Below are 19,939 nucleotides of genomic sequence, written 5' to 3' on the forward strand. Positions count from 1 at the left end.
GGTCAACCCCGGCTACTCCTGAAAGATATTCTTTGACAATTCCTATCTTAAAATCTGTCGTGTATTTTGTCATATTAAACCTCCAAAAGTTAGATTTCTTGGTCCAACTTTTGGGGGTCAGCACAATTTGTCCCCCTCATGAGGCAAAATAGCCATTTAAGGGGGAATCGATTGTCCCCCTCATGAGCCGAAATAGCCATTTAAGGGGGAGTCGTTTGTCCCCCTCATGAGCCGAAATGGCCATTTAAGGGGGAGTCGTTTGTCCCCCTCATGAGCCGAAATGGCCATTTAAGGGGGAGCTGCCAGTCCCCCTAGTCTTCGGATTTAGCCATTCTAGGGGGAATATAGAAGGACCTCGCCAACCGGCGAGGTCCTTTCTCTTTTGATTCATCTTGCTTGTGGATTGGCGGGCGGCAGCCGGCGCACTCGGCGGAGGGCCCTGCGGCCTCATGCCCCACGGCTCCCACCGCCCCCATCACAGGGCGCAGGACTCACATTCTTCGACTTCCAGGGATTTGGACCGGATGTAGTAGACGGTCTTGACGCCTTCGTGGTAGGCATCCAGGTAGAGGTTGAGGATTTCCCGGAAGGTGTAGTCGTTGGTGATGTAGAGGTTCATGGAGGTGGCCTGGTCAATGTGGCGGGTCCGGATGCCGGCGGATCGGATGAGCCAGGATTGGTCGAGCTGGTGGGCAGGCTTGTAGTAGACCAGATTGTCCAGGCTGAGATCGGGGGCGACCCGGGGGATGAGGCCGTTCTTCTTTTCGTCGTAGTAGAAGCGGTTCATGATGGGGTCGACACCCGGGGAGGTCCCGGCCACGATGGAGGTGGATGAGGTGGGGGCAACGGCCAGGAGGTAGCCGTTGCGGAGACCGTGGTCATGGACCTGGGCGGCCAAGGCGGTCCATCGGTCGGAGTGGTAGCCCCGGTCGGTGAAGTAGGCGCCGGTGTCCCAGTCAGAGCCCTTGAAGTAAGGGTAGGCTCCCTTGTCCTTGGCGTTTTCCATGGAGGCCTTGATGGCATAGTAGTTGATGTCTTCGAAGACCCGGTCGACGAAGGTCAGGTGGTCTTCGGACTCCCAGAAGATGTGGTTGTTGGCCAGCATGTGGTGGTAGCCGGAGACGCCCAGGCCGATGGGCCGGTAGTTGGCATTATTGACCTTGGCGGCGGAGACGGGGAAGTAGTTCATCTCGATGACATTGTCCAGGGCCCTGACGGAGGCGGTGGTGACTTCCTCCATTTCGGCGGGGTCTTGGACATCGATCTTGCCCAGGTTGAGGGAGGCCAGGTTGCAGACGACGTAGTCCCCGGGGACCATCTTGGTCACGACGACGGGGTCGCCATCTTCCGTCACGATCTCCTCGGAAATGATGGTGGAGGGGGACATGTTCTGGGCGATCTCGGTGCAGAGGTTGGAACAGTAAATCATCCCCTTATCCTTATTGGGGTTGGCCCGGTTGACGGCATCCCGGTTGAAGGCAAAGGGAGTCCCGGTTTCGACCAGGGAGCGGATGATGAGGCGGACCATCTCTTTGATGGGGATCCAGCGCTTGGAAATAGACTCATCGGCCATGCAGTCCAGGTACTTCTGGGTCCATTCCTGACCATAGGAATCCTCCAGGGCGTAGCCCTTTTTGGTCAGGACCTCATGAGGGTCCAGGAGGCCCCATTGGCCTTCCATATTAGTCTCCACCTGCTGCCAGAAGTAGTCGGGATAGCAGATGGCGGGGAAGATGTCGTGGGCCTTCATCCGGTCGTCCCCGTTGTTGGTCCGGATCTGGAGGAATTCCGGCACATCCTTGTGCCAGACGTCCAGGTAGCAGGCGCAGGCGCCCTGGCGGACACCCAGCTGGTCGACCGCCACGGCCGTATCGTTGGCCAAGCGGACCCAGCGGATGACCCCGCCGGCAGCTCCCTTGAAGCCACGGATGGTCGAGCCCTGGGCCCGGACCTTGCCGAAGTAGAGGCCCATGCCCCCGCCGAACTTGGACACGTTGGCGAAGTTGGAGATGGACTTGTAGATCCCCTGGAGGTCGTCCGGAACCGTGTCGATAAAGCAGGAGGAGAGCTGGTGGAAGGGCTTACGGGCATTGGAAAGGGTGGGGGTGGCCATGGTCACCTTGAGGGTGGACAGCATGTTGTAGAAGCGGTGGACCCAGTCCATCCGCCCCTCTTTACTCTCCGGGATAGCCAGGAAGAGGGCGATCCCCAGGTACATCTCCTGGAGGTTTTCCAGGGGGAGGAGGTCGTGGGTCCGGACCACATACCGGCTGACCAGGAGGTCATAGCCCGAGTAGTTGAGGAGGAGGTCCCGGTCCATGTCGATCCACTCGGCGGCCCGGTTGAGTTCCTCCTCCGAATAGGTGGAAGAGATCTCATGGCAGTAGAGGCCCAGGTCTTCCATGGTCCGGATCTTCTGTGCAAAGGCCAGGTCTTCGGCTTTGGTCGCACCCCGGACCTTGCCCTGGTCGACCAGGGATTGCCAGTGGTCGGTCAGGTCCCGCTTGTAGGCCAGGTCATAGAAATAGGAAGCGATGAATTCCCACCGAGTTCCTTCCTCATCGGTGAGTTCGATGGCCGCATGGGTCAGGGCCGAAAGCCGCTCCTTCACAGACCGGTCCGCCTTATAAAAGGACTCGAACTTGAGGAGGAGGCGGAAGAGGTCATATTGGGGGTCGGTGTACCTGTCCTCGATGGCCAGGAAGATATCGTGGAGTTCGGGGAGCTCGGGGAAATAGGATTCCAGCTTGGACCGGGCGGACCGCTTCTTTCTCCGCTCCTCCCGGTAGAGGATGTAGCCCTTGGCCACGGTGAAGTATTCTTCCTCCATCAAGACCAACTCCACCTTATCCTGGATGGCCTCCACGCTCAGGTGGCGGCTCCCATGGAAGCGGTCTTCCACCTGCTTGACTAAATCATCCAGGGCCTGGTCGGTGATGGGGACCTCATATTGGACAAAGGCCTTTTTCATGGCATTGCGGATCTTCTCCCTGGTATAGGGGACGACCCGGCCATCCCTCTTTTGTACGCTGATATCTTGGACGTTCATGGATACTCCTTCAATTACAGATTGGGAACAGGGGACAGGTTGGATAGGGCCGGCGGGGTTCGGCCAAAGGGACTTATTGGCCTCGGTTGACCCGGTTGATCCATTGGTAGGACCGGACCTGGCTGGCGACCGACTCGGAGATCACGGCATTGCCGCCGACCAGGAAGACTTGGTTGGATGCAGAGGTCTTTTGAAGAACGGAGGCGGTAGGGGCCGGAAGGGCAGTTTTCCCGGTCAGAAGAATGGGAGCCCCATGGCGGGCGGCCAAGGGACCGGCAGCCAGGGCATCCGGGAAGTTGTCGCCAACCGTCAGGTAGGTCCTCTGGGCATTGGGGAAATTGGAGGCAACAATAGCGGCGGTATCGTAGCGGGTGGAGCCGGCCAGGCGTTGCTTGGCACCCGGGAGGGCCCGGGCAACCCGGTCCGAAACGGCGACATCCCCGCCCACGATGACGGTTTGGGTGATTTGAAGGGCCTCCATCCCTTCTTTGACCTCCTGGGGAAGCTTGTCCTTGGTGACCAGGAAGATGGGGAGGTAGGATTGGGCAGCCAGGGGAGAAACAGAGAGGGCGTCAGCGAAGTTGGTCCCGGTGGTGACAAAGGCCTGGACAAACTGGCCACCCTGTTTCCGGAGTTCCTTGGCGATGGATACGGAGGTGTCGAAGCGGGTGTGGCCAGACAGGCGGACCACCCGGCCCTGCTTGCGGAGGGCAGCTTCCACCTGGCCGGAGATGGCGGAGGTCCCGCCCACGATGTAGATGGTCCGGGGACGGAGACGGGCCACTTCCTTGGCCACATCCGACCGGAGGCTGTTGGTGGGGTTGAGGAGGATGGGACCGCCCAGGGAGTGGGCCAGAGGGGTGGCGGTCAGAGCATCGGCGAAGTCGTCCCCTCGGGCGATGATGACAGCCGGGGCAGAGGGATAGTCCTTAGCCAGGGCCAGGGCGGTGTCATAGCGAGTGGACCCGCTGATCCGCCGGGGCTGGTTGTAGGTTGGCCCCTGGTAGGCCTGGTTGGCCGAGGCCTTGTTCCGTCCGATATAGACAGAGAAGACCAGCTGGTTGCCGACTTTAAAGGAGCTGGCACCGTCCACCGTCCGGAATTTCTCCATGGCCTGGATCGGGACGGGCTGGGTCTCTACACTTTTCAGGTCCCGGTTATCGCTTAAGCCCGTGGCCTGGTAGTTGATCCAGACCTTGAAGGTCCCTCCGGAGGGGAGGCAGGCTTCCTTATTGACCGTGACCAGCTTGGATCGGTCAAATTCAATATTTCGGATTTGGGCTCGGCTAACCTTGACGCCGGGGCTGGCGGAATAGAAGAGGAGGGAATCCATCCGGTCGACGGGGATAGGCTTATCCGACTTATTGGTGAAAACCACTTGGATTTCCTGAGACTGGGCATAGTAACTGGGGGCCTGGCTTTCAAAAGGGAAAGCGGCCGCCAGGCTTGAAGGGCCGGCAATCAGGCTGAAGATAAGGACCAAAGCCAGGATCCGGCCAAGCCATTTTTTGGGGTTCATACTACCTCCTTTAGGGTGAATGTAAGAATAAACCACTAGATATAGTTTATTCAGGCATTTTTAATCCATTCCTATCCTACCATAGAATCACCCTTCTTTTAGGAAGATTTTGCCTTCTTAAGAAAAAATTTCCGCCCCTCCACCCTCCAAATCGAGTGTCAAATGAGGTAACCTAGACTATGAGTCTTCGGACCCTGTAATAAATTTTTGATCAGTCGGTTTTTCGGCTCAGGTTATTTTTAGAAATGATGAAAGGTGTTAACCATGAAAAAAAGTTTTTCCATAAGGGATTATATCATCAAGGTACTTAACGGGATGGCCTGGGGCCTCTTCGCCTCCCTCCTCATCGGGACCATCATCCGGACCCTGGGTCAGGTCCTGGACCTCCCCCTTCTGGTCTCCTTCGGGACCATGGCCATGCAGATGATGAGCCCGGCCATCGGGGTCGGCGTGGCCTATGTCCTCAAGGCCCCTGCCCTGGTGGTCATGTCGGCGGTGGCCTGCGGAGCCATGGGGGGCGGGGCCCTCCAGATTGCGGAAAGCGGGATCACCATCCGGGTCGGGGAGCCTGTGGGCGCCTTCGTTGCCGCTCTCGGGGCGGTGGAAGTGGGCCGGAGGGTAGCCGGGAAGACCCCGGTGGACATCCTCCTCGTCCCCCTGGTCACCGTCCTTGTGGGCGGGCTTTTAGGGAAGTTTGTTTCCCCGGTCATGTCCGAGGTCATGACCGGCCTGGGTCAGGTCATCAACCGGGCGACCGAACTCCAGCCAGTCCCCATGGGGATTGCCGTCTCTGTCCTCATGGGGATCATCCTGACCCTCCCCATCTCTTCAGCCGCCCTGGCCGTCTCCCTCAACCTGTCGGGCCTGGCTGCCGGGGCTGCCACGGTGGGCTGCTGCTGCAACATGATCGGCTTTGCCGTTGCCTCCTATAAAGATAACGGCTTCGGCGGCTCCCTGGCCCAGGGGATCGGGACCTCCATGCTCCAGATCCCCAACATCGTCAAGAAGCCCGCCATCTGGCTCCCGGCCATTGTTGCTTCAGCCGTCCTGGGCCCCCTCTCTTCGGCCGTCCTGGGGATGACCTCCAACGCCACGGGGGCCGGCATGGGGACCTCCGGCCTGGTGGGCCAATTTGCCCAGGTCTCCGTCATGGGGACCAGTCCATCGGTCCTCTTCCAGATCGCCCTTATGCACTTCATCCTCCCCGGCCTCATCGCCGGCCTGGTCGCTTCCTTCATGAGGAAGAGGGGGTGGATCCGGCCCGGCGACATGACCCTGCAAACCGAATAGGAGGCGAAAATGGCGGATAGACGACGGAAGATCATGCGGGGGAAGAAGCTCTACCTGGCCAAAAAGGAGGTCCGAAAGACCGTCCGGGCCAAGGCGGAGACCCTCCCTCCGACATATTACAAAGATGCGGGCCTGGCCATGACCCGCCTGATCCGGGATTGGCCCGGCTTCCGGGAAGCCCGGTCGGTCCTGGCCTTTATGCCCATCAAGGGGGAGGTGGACATCCTCCCCATGGTCCGGGAGATCCTGGAGGCGGGCAAGACCCTCTACCTTCCCCGGGTGGATTCAACAAAAAAGGGGCTCATGTCGGCGGTGGAAGTGGCCTCCTTGGATGACCTGGTTTCGGGGACCTGGGGGATCCGGGAGCCTGCCAAGGACAAGCCGGCTGCCTCACCCCGGGCCATCGACCTGGTTATCGTTCCCTGCCTGGCGGCCAGTCGGGACGGCCTCCGGATGGGGAAGGGAGGGGGCTTCTACGACCGCTTCATGAAGGGCTACCGGGGGGAGACCATCCTCCTCTGCCCGGAAGCCTTTATCCTGGACCGGGTCCCCATGGGCTATTTTGACATTGCCTACTCCTATGTCCTGACGGAAGAGGGTATATTTAAAGAAGGCAAGCAAATTCTGTAAAACAAGGAGGTTCCTATGCAAGCGTCCTATGAGCTCTTAGGTCAATTTTACCTGGGCAAGCGGGTTGATCCGGATGAGGGGGTCCGGGAGGAGGGCTACTATCTCTATGACTCGGCCGACCTGACTACCCACGCCGTATCCGTAGGCATGACCGGGTCCGGGAAGACGGGCCTGTCCATCGACCTCCTGGAAGAGGCCGCCATGGACGGGATTCCCGCTATCATTGTGGACCCCAAGGGGGATATGGCCAACCTCCTCCTGAACTTCCCGGACCTGGCCCCCGCTTCCTTCCGCCCCTGGCTGTCGGAAGAGGAGGCCCGGAAGGAGGGGGTGAGCCCGGATGAGCTGGCTGAGAGGACGGCTGCGACCTGGAAGAAGGGCCTGGCGGACTGGGACCAGGACGGGGACCGGATGACCGCCCTCCAAAATGCGGTGGACCGGAAGCTCTACACCCCGGGGTCCAATGCGGGGATCCCTCTTTCCATCGCTTCCATGGGGGCCTTCCCCGGCCGGGAGATCCTGGACAAGCGGGAGGTCTTCCTGGACAGCGTCCAGGCTGCGGCCACGGACTTCTTGACCCTGGCCGGGATCGAAGCCGACCCCATGACCTCCCGGGACCACATCCTTCTTTCCACCATCATTGAAAAGACCTGGAGCCAGGGGAAATCCCTCTCCATCGAGGACATGGTAGCCCTGGTCATGGACCCGCCCCTGGACAAGGTGGGGGTCATTCCCCTGGAGACCTATTATCCCAAGAAGGACCGGATGGGCCTGGCCATGGCCATGAACAATGTCCTGGCTGCCCCTTCCTTTGGGGTCTGGATGGAGGGGGAGCCTCTGGACATCGACAAGCTCCTCTATACCGAGGACGGCCGGCCCCGTCACGCCATCCTCTCCATCAGCCACCTGTCGGAATCCTCCCGGATGTTTTTTGTGACCATGGTCCTCCACAAGCTCCTGGCCTGGGTCCGTCGCCAGCCCGGGACTTCTTCCCTCCGGGCCATCTTCTATATGGATGAGATCTTCGGTTTCCTCCCGCCCGTGGCCAATCCGCCTTCCAAGACCCCCCTCTTGACCCTCCTCAAGCAGGCCCGGGCCTATGGATTGGGCTTGGTTCTGGCCAGCCAGAATCCCGTGGACCTGGACTATAAGGCCCTGTCCAATATCGGGACCTGGTTCATCGGCCGCCTCCAAACCAAGCAGGACAAGAACCGGCTCCTGGACGGCCTGGAGGAGGGGGAGGGCGGCCTTGGCGGGGACCGGGACCGGATCGACCGGATCCTCTCCGACCTTCCCAAGCGGACCTTCCTGGTCAAGAATGTTCATGCTGAGGGCCTGGACCTCATCCAATCCCGCTGGGCCATGTCCTACCTGGCCGGCCCCCTGAGTCGGCCCCAGCTGGCCCTCCTGAAAGAGGAGGAGGAGGGGGAGGACAGGCTAGCCGGTCCGGCAAGCGCAGGTCAGGCCTCGGAGCCTGTCTCGGACACCAGCACGGCCCCTCTTGAGACTTCGGCTCCGGCCCCCCAAACCCCCTCCGGAGAGGAGGACCTCCAGGCCTACCTGCCCTCCCTGGATGGGGTGGACCAGTATCTGGTGGACGGAGGGGAGGGGGTCTATATCCCCGTCCTCTATGGCCTGGGCGAGACGACCTATTTCGACCGGTCGGTCAAGACCGAGGCCAGGAGGGAGACCATCTGGTCTACCCCCCTCATGGAGGGCCCCATCCCGGTGGATTGGTCCATGACGGCCGGGGTCACGGCCCGGCCCGGGGACCTGAGGAAGGACCTCCCCTCGGGCGCCCGCCTGGCCCCCCTTCCGACCGGCGGGGTCACCGGCAAGGCCATGAAGGCCTGGGCCAAGGATCTGGAGGACTACATCTACCGGAATGACCGCTTCTTCCTTTATGAGAACAAGAAGCTGTCCCTGGTCTCCGACCCGGAGGAATCCCTGTCCGACTTCCAGGTCCGGGCAGATATGGCCTTCCGGGAAGAGAGGGACCGTGCCATCCAGGCCCTGAAGGCTTCCTATGAAAAGAAGATTCGGGCGGCAGAGGCCAAGGTGGAGACCGCCCGCCAGCGGCTGGAGCGGGAGGAGGACCAGGCGGCCAAGGCCCGGTCCAACACGATGATTTCCGTGGGATCGGCCATCCTGGACGGCCTCTTGGGAAAGAAGATCTTCGGCAAGACTACGGCCAACAAGGCGGCGACGGCTGCCCGGGCGGCCGGTCGCCAGAGGGAGCAGGTCTCGGACATCGACCGGGCCCAAAGCGGCCTGACCGGCCGGGAAGAGGACCTGGCCCTCCTGGAAGAGGAGATGAGCCGGGAGATCCGCGCCCTTCAGGAGGAGTGGGAGGCCAAGGGGAGGGAGGTCACCAAGCTGGCCCTGAAGCCCAGGAAGGCCGACATCCACTTGGCCACCTTCCTCCTGGTTTGGGTCCCCCAAGACCGAGTTCAAATTTCTAAGCGGGAGGATCCGGACCGGTAATGACCGGGTTTGTGAAAGAGAAAGTAGGCAGCATGTCCTTTGAATTTTGCCCCAACGGCTGCATGCAATGCACCCGACAAATCGATATCTTCTCCGCCCTGCCCCTGGAAAGCCAGGAGAAGGTCTCCCGCCTGGCCATCCACCGGGTTTACGAAAAGGGGGAGACCATCTTCCGTGAGGGGGACCAGGCGGATGCCTTTTATGTCATCCACGCCGGCCAGGTCAAGCTCAATTCCTTCGACAGCGAGGGGAAGGAGACGATTTATGAGATCCTTTCTGACCAGGAGGTGATCGCCGAGGACATCTTCCTGGAAGAGACCGCCTACCCCTATTCGGCCACCTGCCTGGTGGATACCTGGACCTGCCAGATTTCCCGGGCGGATTTCATCCAACTCCTCATGGAGGAGCCGGAGACCACCCTGACCTTCCTGGGGTCCATGAGCCGGAAGCTCCGGGCGGCCAAGGAGAGGTCGGCTCTCCTTTTTGAGAACAATGCGGAGGTCCGCCTGGCCCGTTTCATCTACCTCCAGACCCTCAACAACCACGGCCGGGACTTGGAGCTGACGGTGGATGAAATTGCCGGGTCCATCAACCTCCGCCGGGAGACGGTCTCCCGGAAGATCGGCCTCCTGACCAAGCGGGGTTTCATTGAGCGGTCCGGCCAGTCGGGGATCCGGATTCTTGACCTGGAGGGCCTCCACCAATTTGTTACTGACCGAGGGTCACCCCTGTCCACCCGCCCCCTCGATTGAAGATTTGGAGAACACTGATGTTAGATGTTTGTTTGCTGGGCACCGGCGGCATGATGCCCCTGCCGGGCCGCCACCTGACTGCCCTCCTCCTCCGCCACCAGGGCCATTCCATCCTGGTCGATTGCGGGGAAGGGACCCAGGTCGCTATCCGAAAATACGCCTGGTCCATGCATTCCATTGATTGCATTTGCTTCACCCACGTCCACGGGGACCATGTGGCCGGCATTTCCGGCCTTCTTTCCTCCATGGGGACGGAAGGGCGGACCGAGCCGGTCCATATCATTGGCCCTGCCCAAATAGAGCCCGTCATCTCCCACCTTTGTATTGTTGTGGCCGTTCCTTTTGACGTCATCTTCCATACGGTGGATGAGGGAACCTTCGACTTCTTCGGCGTTACCATCACCCCCTTCCCCGTTAACCACAACATCACTTGCTACGGTTACCGCTTCGACATCGACCGCCTCCCCGCCTTCCTGCCCGACCGGGCTAAGGCCCTGGGCATCCCGGTCCAGGAATGGTCCAAGCTCCAAAAGGGGGAGAGCGTCCGGGTGGGCTTGAAAAAATTCACCCCCGACCAGGTCCGGGGGCCCAGCCGCCGGGGGATTTCCCTGGTCTACTCCACGGACACCCGGCCCTGTCGGAGCTTGGAAGATGCAGCCTATGACGTGGACCTCCTGGTCACCGAGGGGATCTATGGGGACCCCGATAAGGGCCAATCGGCCAAGGAGAAAAAGCATATGACCGCCCAGGAAGCCGCCCTCCTGGCCAAAAATGCGGGCGCTCGGGAAAGCTGGCTAACCCACTATTCTCCCTCCTTCCGGAACCAGAGGGACTATGTCCGAGACATCGCCGCCATCAACCCCACTGTCCGCTTTGCCAGGGATGGTGACCGGAAGACCATCCTATTTGACGACCAGGAAGAGGATTAGGGTCGGAGGAAAGCGGAATTTTGGATAAAGAAAAACCCGGATCGGGCGAGGCCCGGTCCGGGTTTTATTGGTCTACGCTTATTCCTTATTTGGAAGACTCGGCGGGAGCTTCAGAAGACTCGGCGGGAGCTTCGGAAGACTCAGCAGGAGCTTCAGAAGAAACAGCGGACTCAGCAGGAGCAGCAGATTCGGCAGGCTTGTTGTCCTTTTTGCCACAGCCAACGAGGGCAAGAGCTAAAGCCAGGAACAGAGCACCTTTGGTCAAAACTTTTTTCATTTCAATCCTCCTAAATTTCCTCCCATCCGGGAGGGACTTTCTCACCCCATATTGGGGCATTCAGTACACACATAGAGTACCACGATCAGATTTTGAAAAGTGTAGAGATTGTGAATATTGGCCAAGCCAAACTCTGCCTCCATTCCCTCCAAAATTGATACCTGATAGTTATACCACGTTAAAACCAGGTAAGACAAGTGTAAAATCGAAATTTTGCAAAAGAATTTTGGGAAATTTTCGGGATAAAAAAGGGGAAAGTTGGGCCATCTTCGGGACATCTTTTGCCTAGACTGGTGGTGGAGGGGGAAAGGACAGGCCTCCTCCTCCGGCAAAGCCTTTCTCCCTCTCGGAGAGGTCGTCGCATGAAAGCCCGTCACAACGAAAGGTAGTCGCATGGAAATTTATCGGATTCCTTTTTACTTATTCCTTCCCTTTGTCCTCTGGGCCGGCTTTGTTGATGAGCGGGAACGGCGGATCCCCAATGAGGCGATTCTTGTCGGCCTCACCCTCTTCGGCCTTTCTTCCCTGGTCTTCGCCCTGACCGCCACCCTGGGCCCGCCCTTCTACGGACCGGAAGAATACACCGCCCTCTGGCTGGGCCAGCTGGCTTGGGGATTAGGTGCCTTCTTCTTTCTCCTGGCTCTGGTCCTCATCTTCCGAGGCGGCATAGGGATGGGGGATATCAAGCTGGTCGCCTGCCTCTTTCTCTTTCTGACCTCCGCAGGTCTCCTGGTCCTGGCCCTGGCCCTGGGCATGACCCTGGTCCGCTTCTTTTGGCTTCGCCTGTGCAAGAAGGCCCGGTCTCCTCTTCCCTTTGCGGGATCTCTATTCCTGTCCTGTCTGGTTTTTCTAATACTTGTCCATTGCTGGTGATGTTAAGTGGTAGGGGTGTGGGCCTATTCAGCGGTAAAGAGCATAGCCAGGCGGGTGCAGTCATCCGGGTGCATGGGCAGTTATGATGCCCAATAAATTGCGTTTAAACTGATTAATCATGAGATAGCTTACTATTGACATAAGGTATCGACAAAATCAGGAGGACGGCTGGAACAAGAAGAAACCATGCTCTCGAATCCTCTGTTAATTCAGAATATATACCAGATAATCGCAATATTAAGAAGAAAATAGCACTCACAATGGAAATAAAAATCAGACTTTTAGCACATAATCTTTGAGCTAAATCCCAATTTTTCTGTGATGACGTAGATTTTTTTGTTCTAAAACCAATCAGGCTGTTAATATTCTGTGGCGGTTTTACATATAGTACTACTCCAAAAATAAGTAATAGTATAGGAATAAAAATATATCCAATATAGACTTCCACATTAAATCCTTTTTAATTTACATCTCTTCAATTAGTTACTATAGTGTTGGTTTGGTTACTCACATTATAGCCGAGATAAAATTTTGGCTCTTTCTTTGTATATTCTCTTACACCATTATATGGACATTGCTCTGCGAAGCCCCCTCAATCGGCAAAATGTCCATTTAAGGAGGAGTCGTTTGTCCCCCTCATGAGCCAAAATGGACGTTTAAGGGGGAGTCATTTTTCCCCCTCATTTGCCAAGATGGCCATTTAAGGGGGAATCATTTATCCTCCTCATGAGACAAAATGGCCATTTAAGGGGGAATTATTTTTCCCCCTCATTTGCCAAAATGGCCATTTAAGGGGGAATCATTTGTCCCCCTCATTTGCTAAAAAGGCCATTTAAGGGGGAATGATTTGTCCTCCTCATTTGCCAAAATGGCCATTTAAGGGGGAATCGCCAGTCCCCCTCATTCGGCGGAATCGGGGAAAAGGGGGGCCGCCATGAGCCGCCGCCCCGCCATGAGCCCCTACTTATTCAGGTAAAAGCTCTTGTCGATGGTGTTCAGAAGATAAGCGAGGTCGTCATAGCGGGAGGAGTCGGATTGAGAGCCCAGGCTGATGATGAGGAATTCCTTCTTTTCGGTCTGATAGAGGACGATGAGGTTGTAGTCCTCGCCCAGGGAGCCGGTTTTGATGCCTTTGACGTTTTTGTTGTAATAGTTCTTTTCTTCTGGATTGAGAAATTTGTTGGTGTTCCTCCAGGATTTGGAGGATCCGTCGGTCAGTTGGACCTCATAGTTTGCCTTGCCGACAATGTCTCGGAACCAGTCCTCTTCCAAGAGGAGGTCACAGACCCCCTTGAGGTTGTTGGCGGTGGTGGTTCCCTCGAAGTCATAGCCGCTGGGGTCGAAGAGGAGGGTGTCCGCCCAGCCTTTCTTCTGAATATGGTCATTGAGGTCATCCATGAAGAGACGGATCCGGTCATCAGCACTTTGAGCATCCGGGTGGTTGAGCCCACCGATATAGTCGGCCAGGACATAGGCCGCATCGTTGCCTGAGGGGACCAACATGGCAGCGAAGAGATCCTTCAAGGTGTAGACTTCTCCAGCCTGAAGATGGGCGGAGGAAGATCCCTTTTTGACATGAGCCAGTGGGCCTTTTTTCACCTGGATCTTTGTATCCAAATCAGCAAAATTTCGAGCGTATTCGATGGTAAAAAGCTTTGCCAGGCTGGCCGGATGCTCCTTCTCATCTTCGGCCTTGGAAGCGTAGACCTGGCTATTGGACCGGTCGACCAGGATCATGGACTTGGCATTGTAGGCCTCTTTGGAATCGAAGTCCCTCCAATAGAACCAGGCGCGGATCTCATTCTTCAGCCCTCGAAAGCTCCCGGGCTGGATGGCATAAAAAAATAGCCCTCCTACAAAAAGCAGGATAAGAACCAGAGGAAGTAGGCGGGCCCTCCCCGATCTTTTCCAATCTCTCATTTTTCCCCCTTTCATTTGCCTCTTCCATATTTCCCTCTTTATTCTAGACGAAGTAGTATTGCGAATTCCTAATAAAATGTGAAGATAGAGAAGTTCTTCCTTCTTTGAGGCCAAGCGAAGCCTCCTCAAACGGCAAAATGTCCATTTAAGGGGGAGTCGTTTTTCCCCCTCATGAGCCAAAATGGCCGTTTAAGGGGGAATCATTTTTCCCCCTCATTTGCTAAAAAGGCCATTTAAGGGGGAGTCGTTTTTCCCCCTCATTTGCCAAAAAGGCCATTTAAGGGGGAATGATTTGTCCCCCTCATTCGCTAAAATGGCCATTTAAGGGGGAATCGCCTGTCCCCCTTATCTGCCAATATGGCCATTTGAGGGGGAATCGCCTGTCCCCCTCATTCGGCGGAATCGGGAAAAAGGGGGGCCGCCAAGGGCCGCCCCGCCATGAGGAGCCCCGGCGCCCCGCCCTGCCGCCTTCATGAGGCCTGCCCCAACCCCTTTCCAAAAATTCACTCACTTTTTACAAAACCCCCTTGTTGGGATGATATAAGTTTGTTATTATAAACTGTATTGAACCGATAACACAGTAGAGGCCAGGCGGGTGAAAGGCCTGTTAAGGAGGACTCATGATTGAACTGAGTGGATTATGCAAGCAATTTGGCAAGAAGCGGGCGGTGGACAATGTCTCCCTGACCTTGAATGAGGGGACCATCACCGGCTTTATCGGCCCGAATGGGGCGGGGAAGACGACGACGCTTAAGATGCTGACGGGGATTCTCAAGCCGGATGAGGGGCGGATCGTCCTTAATGGGATTGATCTGGCGGAGGACCCGGTGGCGGCCAAGGAAGAGTTCGGCTATGTTTCGGACAACCCCGACCTCTTCACCAGCCTCAAGGGGGTGGAGTACATCAAGTTTATCTGCGACGTGTATGGGGTGGAGGAGTCGGTCCGGAAGGACCGGATGAACCAGCTCCTGGAGGACTTCGAGATGACCGAAGCGGTCAGCCAGAAAATCGCCTCCTATTCTCATGGTATGCGGCAGAAGATCCACATCATCGCCACCCTCATGCATGACCCCAAGCTTTGGATCATGGATGAGCCCATGACCGGCCTGGACCCCCAGTCTTCCTACCTCCTGAAAAAGAAGATGAGGGACCATGCCAACAAGGGGAATATGGTCCTCTTCTCCACCCATGTTTTGGAGGTGGCGGAGAAGCTCTGCGACCAGATCGCCATCATCAACAAGGGCCAGATCACCTATACCGGAACCCTGGAAGCCCTTAAGGAAACCTATCCGGAGAAGAGCCTAGAGGAGATCTTCCTCACTGTTACCGGCTCCCGTTTCCTTGATGGCCAGGAGGGCCTCGATAGCCAAGTTGACACCGATGGCCGGGACGGCCAAGAGGAGGCCTAGGATGAACCGGCTCATCTCACTCATCAAAATATCCACCAAGTCCGGCTTCGAAGCCCTGTCGCCTTCCAAGAAGGAGAAGTCGACCCTAGCCAAGATCGGGCGGGTGGTCCTGATCATTTTCCTCTTCGCCTATATGGGGATGACCTTCGGGGTTATGGCCCACAACATGGCCAAGTCCGCCGTCGTCATCGGGGAGATGGACCGGCTGGTGGGGATGTTCTCTATGATCCTGACCGTCATCTCTATTTGGATGGGCCTGATCGCCCTGCCTGCCCTCCTTTTCTTCTCCAAGGACACCCCGGTCTTCATGACCATGCCCTTCGCCTCATGGGAGATCGCCTTGGCCAAGTTCGCTTCGGCCTACGTCTACCTCCTCAGCTCCACGGCCCTTTTTGGCCTCCCCATGGCCGGGGGCATCCTCCTCGTCGACTTCAGCCTCCGGGGGCTCCTGGGTTGGTTGATTACCATCCTTCTCAGTCCCATTTGGCCGGCGGTCCTGATCAGCTTGATCTACATGATCCTCCTCCAGCTGGCTCCCTTCCTCCGGAATAAGGACCGGATGGGGATGATCACCGGGGTCCTCTCCCTGGTCCTGGCCGTGGTCTTCTATGTCCTCTTCATGCAGGCCGGCGAGACGATGGGGCTGACCGAAGGCGACATGACCGCCCTCCCCATCAGCCCCGGCCTCATCCAAACCCTATCTCTGATCTTCCCTGCCATCAAGGCCGCCCAGCTCATGGTGGCGGAGTTGGGAGCCCTGACCTTCCTGGGCGGACTGGTCCTGGGTCTGGCCAGCTCAGTCCTGGCCATCCTCATCCTGGTCATCTTCGCTCGGCCCTTCTACTTCCGGATCATCACTTCCTTGGAAGGAGGCGGGTCTGCCGGAAAGGCCATGGACAAGGGAGCGGTCGACAAGGCCGTGGGCAAGTCCACTGGGGCCTTCTGGGCCATGGTCCAGTTTGAATGGCGCCAGCTCACCCGGACTTCGGCCTACCTCCTCAACGTGGTCATCTCCTCCATCTTCGTCCCCTTCTGGATGCTCTTCGTCCTGGGCTTTTCTGCCTATATGGCCCGGGATGAGATCTTCGATTCCGACATTTCCCTGGCCGGGATCCACGAGTTCGCCCAGGAGGCCATCGAACTTCTGGGCGGACCCCTGATCCTGGGCGTCCTGGCCGGCGGCATCATCGGGATCATGTGCCTCTATGGCGGGGCCCCGGCGACGGCCGTCACCCGGGATGCCAAGAACATTGAGTCCTTCAAGACCCTCCCCATTAAGGCCTCCCGGATCTTCCTGGCCCAATACTTCACCTCCTACATGGTCTCCATGGTGCCCGGCCTCCTTCTCCTGGTCCTGGCCATGGTCCTCGTGGGACCGTCGCCGGCCTTCTACCTGAGCCTGGTGGGGAGCTTCCTCCTGGTTTCCCTGGCCCTGTCCATGCTGGAGTTCACCTTCGATGCCATGGCCCCCAAGCTGGACTGGGAGGATGAGACCAAGGCGGTCAAGTCCAATTTCCGGTCCACCATCTTCACCCTCCTGGCCATGGGGATCCCCATCGCCCTGGGCTTCCTGGTCTGGAAGCTGGAGATCCCCATGAACGTGACCGCTATCCTCATCCTCGGCCTCTCCGCCGTTATCCTGGTCGTCTCCTCCTTCCTGACCTTCAGCAATGCGGAGGCCCACCTGGCCAAGATGAACCGCTAACCTTTATTCACAAAAAAACACCCCTCTCGGAAGCCGGATTGACCGGTTCCCGGGAGGGGTATTTTTTTGCTTTTAAGGGTGGATTCGACCTATTTCTTCAGGAGGGAATTCTCCCAGGCCTGGGGTTTGTCGAAGCCCATGAGGTCGACGACCGTGGCCGCCACATTGGCGATCCCGGCCTTGCCGTCTTGGGTCCGGTCCAGGTCCGCCTCTCCTTCGGGGTCCACCAGGATGAAGGGGACGGGGTTGAGGGAGTGGGAGGTCTTGGGAATGATCTCCCCGGTTTTCTTATCCATCTGGATCATATCGTCGGAGTTTCCGTGGTCGGCCGTGATCAAGAGGGTATAGCCCAGCTTCTCCGCCACGGGGAGGATCCGGCTCAGGGCCAGGTCAACCGCTTCAACGGCGATCCGGACGGAGTCGAAGATCCCGGTATGGCCCACCATGTCGCCGTTGGCGAAGTTGACCCGGAGGAAGCCGTATTCTTCCTTTTCCATTGCTTCGATCAGGGCATCCGCCACTTGAGCCGACTTCATCCAGGGCCTCTGGTCGAAGGAGACCTTGTCGGAGGGGATCTCCAACCAGTCCTCCAATTCCTCGGAAAATTTCTCTGACCGGTTTCCGTTCCAGAAATAGGTCACATGGCCGAACTTCTGGGTTTCGGAGCAGGCAAACTCCTTGATTCCCTTGTCCACCAGGAATTCGGTCAGGGTGTTTTTGATCTGGGGGGGTTCCACCAGGTAGTGGGCGGGAATGTGGAGGTCCCCGTCGTATTCCAGCATGCCCGCATAGTAGCAGGAAGGCCGGCGACCCCGGTCGAAGTAGGGGAAGTCCTCATCTTCGAAGGCCATGGAGATCTCGATGGACCGGTCGCCTCGGAAGTTGAAGAAGTAGACGGTATCCTGGTCCTGGACAGGGCCGATGGGCTGACCGTCTTTTTCAACGACAAAGGAGGGGAGGTCCTGATCAATCTTTTCCGTCTCCTGGCGGAGGGCCGTATAGGCCTCCGTTGCGGAGGAGAATTTGTTGGGGGACTGGCCATGGACATGGGCCTGCCAGCCCCGGTCAACCATGGACCAGTCGGCCTGGTAGCGGTCCATGGTGACCACCATCCGGCCGCCGCCGGAGGCGATTTCCGCCTGGAAATCCCCGTCCCGGAGGCCGTCCAGGAAGGATTCCAGGTCCTCCAGGTAGGAGAGGCCGGAGGTGGGGGGGACGTCCCGTCCGTCCAGGAGGGCATGGACAAAGACCCTCTTGACCCCCTCTTTCTTGGCCTCTTGAATTAGGGCCTTGAGGTGGTTGATGTGGGAGTGGACGTTGCCGTCGGAGAGGAGGCCGATGAAGTGGACGGCTCCTTCATTATCCAGGGCGTGATCCATCCCCTCCTTCCAGGCGGCCGATTCAAAGATCCGGCCGGAGGCAATGGACTGGTTGACCAGCTTGGCCCCCTGGGCGTAGATCTGGCCGCAGCCCAGGGCATTGTGACCCACTTCGGAGTTGCCCATGTCGGACTCATCCGGCAGGCCCACAGCCGGGCCGTGGGCCTTGAGCTTGATCCAGGGGCGGGTCTTCATCAATTCATCCAGGATGGGGGTGTTGGCTGCGATAACCGCCGACCCCGCTTCCTTTCCTTCAGGACAGATGCCCACACCGTCCATGACGATGAGGGCGACTTTCTTTTGAAGCGTCATATGACCTCTTTTCTCGTGTTCGTCTTGCCGGCCTTCTTACAGGGTAAAGGAGGTTTTGGTGTCTTCTTCCTCATGCTTTTTGACGGCCTTGGCCACAGCCCGGGCCATTTCCTTAAGAGCTTCCTGATCTTCCTCATTGGCGGAGGACTTGATGTTGGGCTGGATGTCGATGACCTCATAGCCCTTTTGGGCATCAGCAAACTTTTGGAGGTCTTCCATAGCCCCGGAGGCCCAGGAGTAGTTGCCGAAGATACCCAGGACGTGGTTCTTCATCTTGTTTTCATCCAGGAGGCCCACCAGGTGCTTCATCGGGGGGAAGAGCTTCTTATCGTAGGTGCAGGAGCCCAGGATGATCCCCCGGGACTTCCAGCATTCGGTCTGAATGGTGGAGGCGTCGGTCTTGGAGACATCAAAGAGCTTGATATCCTTGATCCCCTCCTCGGCCAATTCCCTGGCCACAATTTCCGCCATGGCCTGGGTGTTGCCGTACATGGACCCGTAGACGATGGTGATGGAGGATTCCACCTTGAATTCGGTCAGGTTCTGGTAGAGCTTAAGGACGTCGGCCGGTTTTTCCCGCCAGATGGGGCCATGGTCCGGGCAGATCATCCGGATGTCCAGGCCACCCAGCTTTTTCAGGGCATTCCCGGCCATCATGTTGTACTTGGAAACAATGTTGACATAGTAGCGGGCGGTTTCCTCGGCGTAGTGGGATCGGCGGGAGACTTCGTCGTCGAAGATGGCCCCGTCCAGGGCCCCATAGGTTCCGAAGATATCCTGGGAGAAGAGGATTCCGTCCTCCTCAATGAAGGAGACCATGGATTCGGGCCAGTGGACCATGGGGGTCTTGTAGAAGGTCAGGGTCCGCTTGCCCAGGTTCAGGCTCTCCCCGTCGTCCACGACGATTTGGTCCTCATCGTCGATCTGGTAGAAGTTCTTGAGGAATTCGAAGGTCTTCTTGTTGCCCACCAGCTTGGCCTTGGGGTAGAGGGCACGGACGATGGAGAGGGCGGAGGAGTGGTCGGGCTCGACGTGGTGGACGACAATGTAGTCCAGGTCGCCTCCGTCCAGTCCGTCCTTAAGGCAGGCCAGGAACTGGTCCACTTCCGTGACCTTGACCGTATCCATGAGGCAATTCTTCTCATCTTTGATGAGGAAGGCATTGTAGGAGACCCCATAGGGGAGGGGCCACTGGTTTTCGAAGAGTTGGGTGTCACGGTCGTTGACCCCCAAGTAGGTGAGGTAGTCATTAATGGGAATGGCTGAAATCATAGGCTTTCCTTTCTATTATTGGATGGGATTGATGGCATAACTTCGTTCCTATTCTAACCTATTCTAGGGGCCCTGTCTTTCTTTTCCTTTGACCTGGGTCAATGTGATAAAATGGGCATCTGGATTATTCTTTATTATA

Annotated in this window: 15 protein-coding genes; 8 read left to right on the top strand and 7 right to left on the bottom strand. The window is 57.7% G+C overall.

The genetic code is table 11. The annotated features are described in order from the left end of the window. Positions 1-475: 475 nt before the first annotated feature. The gene (locus tag HGKM_RS03215; RefSeq protein ID WP_019133906.1) at positions 476-3,049 is read right to left on the bottom strand and encodes a ribonucleoside-diphosphate reductase subunit alpha; all 2,574 of its coding nucleotides are present in this window, start codon (positions 3,047-3,049) and stop codon (positions 476-478) included. A 73-nt stretch (positions 3,050-3,122) separates the two neighbouring features. Further along, complete coding sequence (locus tag HGKM_RS08210; protein WP_019133907.1) at positions 3,123-4,568, bottom strand: cell wall-binding repeat-containing protein; 1,446 nt, start codon at positions 4,566-4,568, stop codon at positions 3,123-3,125. Between the two features lie 264 nt (positions 4,569-4,832). Between HGKM_RS08210 and HGKM_RS03225 the strand changes: the two genes are divergently transcribed. The 5 genes from HGKM_RS03225 to HGKM_RS03245 are packed head-to-tail and all read left to right on the top strand — an operon-like array spanning position 4,833 to position 10,653. Next, positions 4,833-5,858, top strand: a complete 1,026-nt coding sequence (locus HGKM_RS03225) for a PTS sugar transporter subunit IIC (RefSeq protein ID WP_019133908.1) — start codon at positions 4,833-4,835, stop codon at positions 5,856-5,858. 9 nt (positions 5,859-5,867) lie between these two features. Continuing rightward, positions 5,868-6,488: a 5-formyltetrahydrofolate cyclo-ligase gene (locus tag HGKM_RS03230; RefSeq protein ID WP_019133909.1), complete on the top strand. Its 621-nt coding sequence runs from the start codon at positions 5,868-5,870 to the stop codon at positions 6,486-6,488. Between the two features lie 15 nt (positions 6,489-6,503). After that, positions 6,504-8,972: an ATP-binding protein gene (locus HGKM_RS03235; protein ID WP_019133910.1), complete on the top strand. Its 2,469-nt coding sequence runs from the start codon at positions 6,504-6,506 to the stop codon at positions 8,970-8,972. A 32-nt stretch (positions 8,973-9,004) separates the two neighbouring features. After that, positions 9,005-9,724, top strand: coding sequence for a Crp/Fnr family transcriptional regulator (locus HGKM_RS08215; protein ID WP_019133911.1), 720 nt, complete (start codon positions 9,005-9,007; stop codon positions 9,722-9,724). 17 nt (positions 9,725-9,741) lie between these two features. Next, complete coding sequence (locus HGKM_RS03245; protein WP_019133912.1) at positions 9,742-10,653, top strand: ribonuclease Z; 912 nt, start codon at positions 9,742-9,744, stop codon at positions 10,651-10,653. Positions 10,654-10,738: 85 nt separating this feature from the next. Here HGKM_RS03245 and HGKM_RS03250 read toward each other — a convergent pair whose 3' ends face one another. Further along, entirely contained in the window at positions 10,739-10,930 is a 192-nt protein-coding gene (locus HGKM_RS03250; RefSeq protein ID WP_019133913.1) for a hypothetical protein, read from the bottom strand. 393 nt (positions 10,931-11,323) lie between these two features. On the opposite strand from HGKM_RS03250, the gene HGKM_RS08220 reads away from it, so the two are divergent. Beyond that, positions 11,324-11,803, top strand: a complete 480-nt coding sequence (locus tag HGKM_RS08220; RefSeq protein WP_019133915.1) for an A24 family peptidase — start codon at positions 11,324-11,326, stop codon at positions 11,801-11,803. Positions 11,804-11,915: 112 nt separating this feature from the next. On the opposite strand, the gene HGKM_RS09225 is transcribed toward HGKM_RS08220, so the two are convergent. Next, on the bottom strand, positions 11,916-12,251 hold the full coding sequence (locus HGKM_RS09225; protein WP_081585104.1) for an SdpI family protein: 336 nt from the start codon (positions 12,249-12,251) through the stop codon (positions 11,916-11,918). A 512-nt stretch (positions 12,252-12,763) separates the two neighbouring features. Beyond that, the gene (locus HGKM_RS03265) at positions 12,764-13,723 is read right to left on the bottom strand and encodes a D-alanyl-D-alanine carboxypeptidase family protein (RefSeq protein WP_051010874.1); all 960 of its coding nucleotides are present in this window, start codon (positions 13,721-13,723) and stop codon (positions 12,764-12,766) included. 620 nt (positions 13,724-14,343) lie between these two features. On the opposite strand from HGKM_RS03265, the gene HGKM_RS03270 reads away from it, so the two are divergent. Together HGKM_RS03270 and HGKM_RS03275 are read left to right on the top strand one after the other, a co-directional pair. After that, positions 14,344-15,132: an ABC transporter ATP-binding protein gene (locus HGKM_RS03270; RefSeq protein WP_019133917.1), complete on the top strand. Its 789-nt coding sequence runs from the start codon at positions 14,344-14,346 to the stop codon at positions 15,130-15,132. 1 nt (position 15,133) lies between these two features. Then, a complete protein-coding gene (locus HGKM_RS03275) occupies positions 15,134-16,837 on the top strand; it encodes a hypothetical protein (protein WP_019133918.1) in 1,704 nt (567 codons plus the stop codon). Between the two features lie 89 nt (positions 16,838-16,926). On the opposite strand, the gene gpmI is transcribed toward HGKM_RS03275, so the two are convergent. After that, entirely contained in the window at positions 16,927-18,528 is a 1,602-nt protein-coding gene (gene gpmI, locus HGKM_RS03280) for a 2,3-bisphosphoglycerate-independent phosphoglycerate mutase (protein WP_019133919.1), read from the bottom strand. Positions 18,529-18,564: 36 nt separating this feature from the next. After that, a complete protein-coding gene (locus HGKM_RS03285; RefSeq protein WP_019133920.1) occupies positions 18,565-19,800 on the bottom strand; it encodes an FprA family A-type flavoprotein in 1,236 nt (411 codons plus the stop codon). Positions 19,801-19,939: the final 139 nt, after the last annotated feature.

Source organism: Kallipyga massiliensis ph2 (genome assembly GCF_000311985.1).
GTDB classification, from domain to species: domain Bacteria; phylum Bacillota; class Clostridia; order Tissierellales; family Peptoniphilaceae; genus Kallipyga; species Kallipyga massiliensis.

What these genes read in the sequence shown, in the direction of transcription:
- HGKM_RS08210 (WP_019133907.1), bottom strand. Translation starts at nt 4,568, where the DNA reads ATGAACCCCAAAAAATGGCTTGGCCGGATCCTGGCTTTGGTCCTTATC.
- HGKM_RS03215 (WP_019133906.1), bottom strand. Translation starts at nt 3,049, where the DNA reads ATGAACGTCCAAGATATCAGCGTACAAAAGAGGGATGGCCGGGTCGTC.
- HGKM_RS03235 (WP_019133910.1), top strand. Translation starts at nt 6,504, where the DNA reads ATGCAAGCGTCCTATGAGCTCTTAGGTCAATTTTACCTGGGCAAGCGG.
- HGKM_RS08215 (WP_019133911.1), top strand. Translation starts at nt 9,005, where the DNA reads ATGTCCTTTGAATTTTGCCCCAACGGCTGCATGCAATGCACCCGACAA.
- HGKM_RS03275 (WP_019133918.1), top strand. Translation starts at nt 15,134, where the DNA reads ATGAACCGGCTCATCTCACTCATCAAAATATCCACCAAGTCCGGCTTC.
- HGKM_RS03270 (WP_019133917.1), top strand. Translation starts at nt 14,344, where the DNA reads ATGATTGAACTGAGTGGATTATGCAAGCAATTTGGCAAGAAGCGGGCG.
- gpmI (WP_019133919.1), bottom strand. Translation starts at nt 18,528, where the DNA reads ATGACGCTTCAAAAGAAAGTCGCCCTCATCGTCATGGACGGTGTGGGC.
- HGKM_RS03225 (WP_019133908.1), top strand. Translation starts at nt 4,833, where the DNA reads ATGAAAAAAAGTTTTTCCATAAGGGATTATATCATCAAGGTACTTAAC.
- HGKM_RS03245 (WP_019133912.1), top strand. Translation starts at nt 9,742, where the DNA reads ATGTTAGATGTTTGTTTGCTGGGCACCGGCGGCATGATGCCCCTGCCG.
- HGKM_RS03250 (WP_019133913.1), bottom strand. Translation starts at nt 10,930, where the DNA reads ATGAAAAAAGTTTTGACCAAAGGTGCTCTGTTCCTGGCTTTAGCTCTT.
- HGKM_RS03265 (WP_051010874.1), bottom strand. Translation starts at nt 13,723, where the DNA reads ATGAGAGATTGGAAAAGATCGGGGAGGGCCCGCCTACTTCCTCTGGTT.
- HGKM_RS03285 (WP_019133920.1), bottom strand. Translation starts at nt 19,800, where the DNA reads ATGATTTCAGCCATTCCCATTAATGACTACCTCACCTACTTGGGGGTC.
- HGKM_RS03230 (WP_019133909.1), top strand. Translation starts at nt 5,868, where the DNA reads ATGGCGGATAGACGACGGAAGATCATGCGGGGGAAGAAGCTCTACCTG.
- HGKM_RS08220 (WP_019133915.1), top strand. Translation starts at nt 11,324, where the DNA reads ATGGAAATTTATCGGATTCCTTTTTACTTATTCCTTCCCTTTGTCCTC.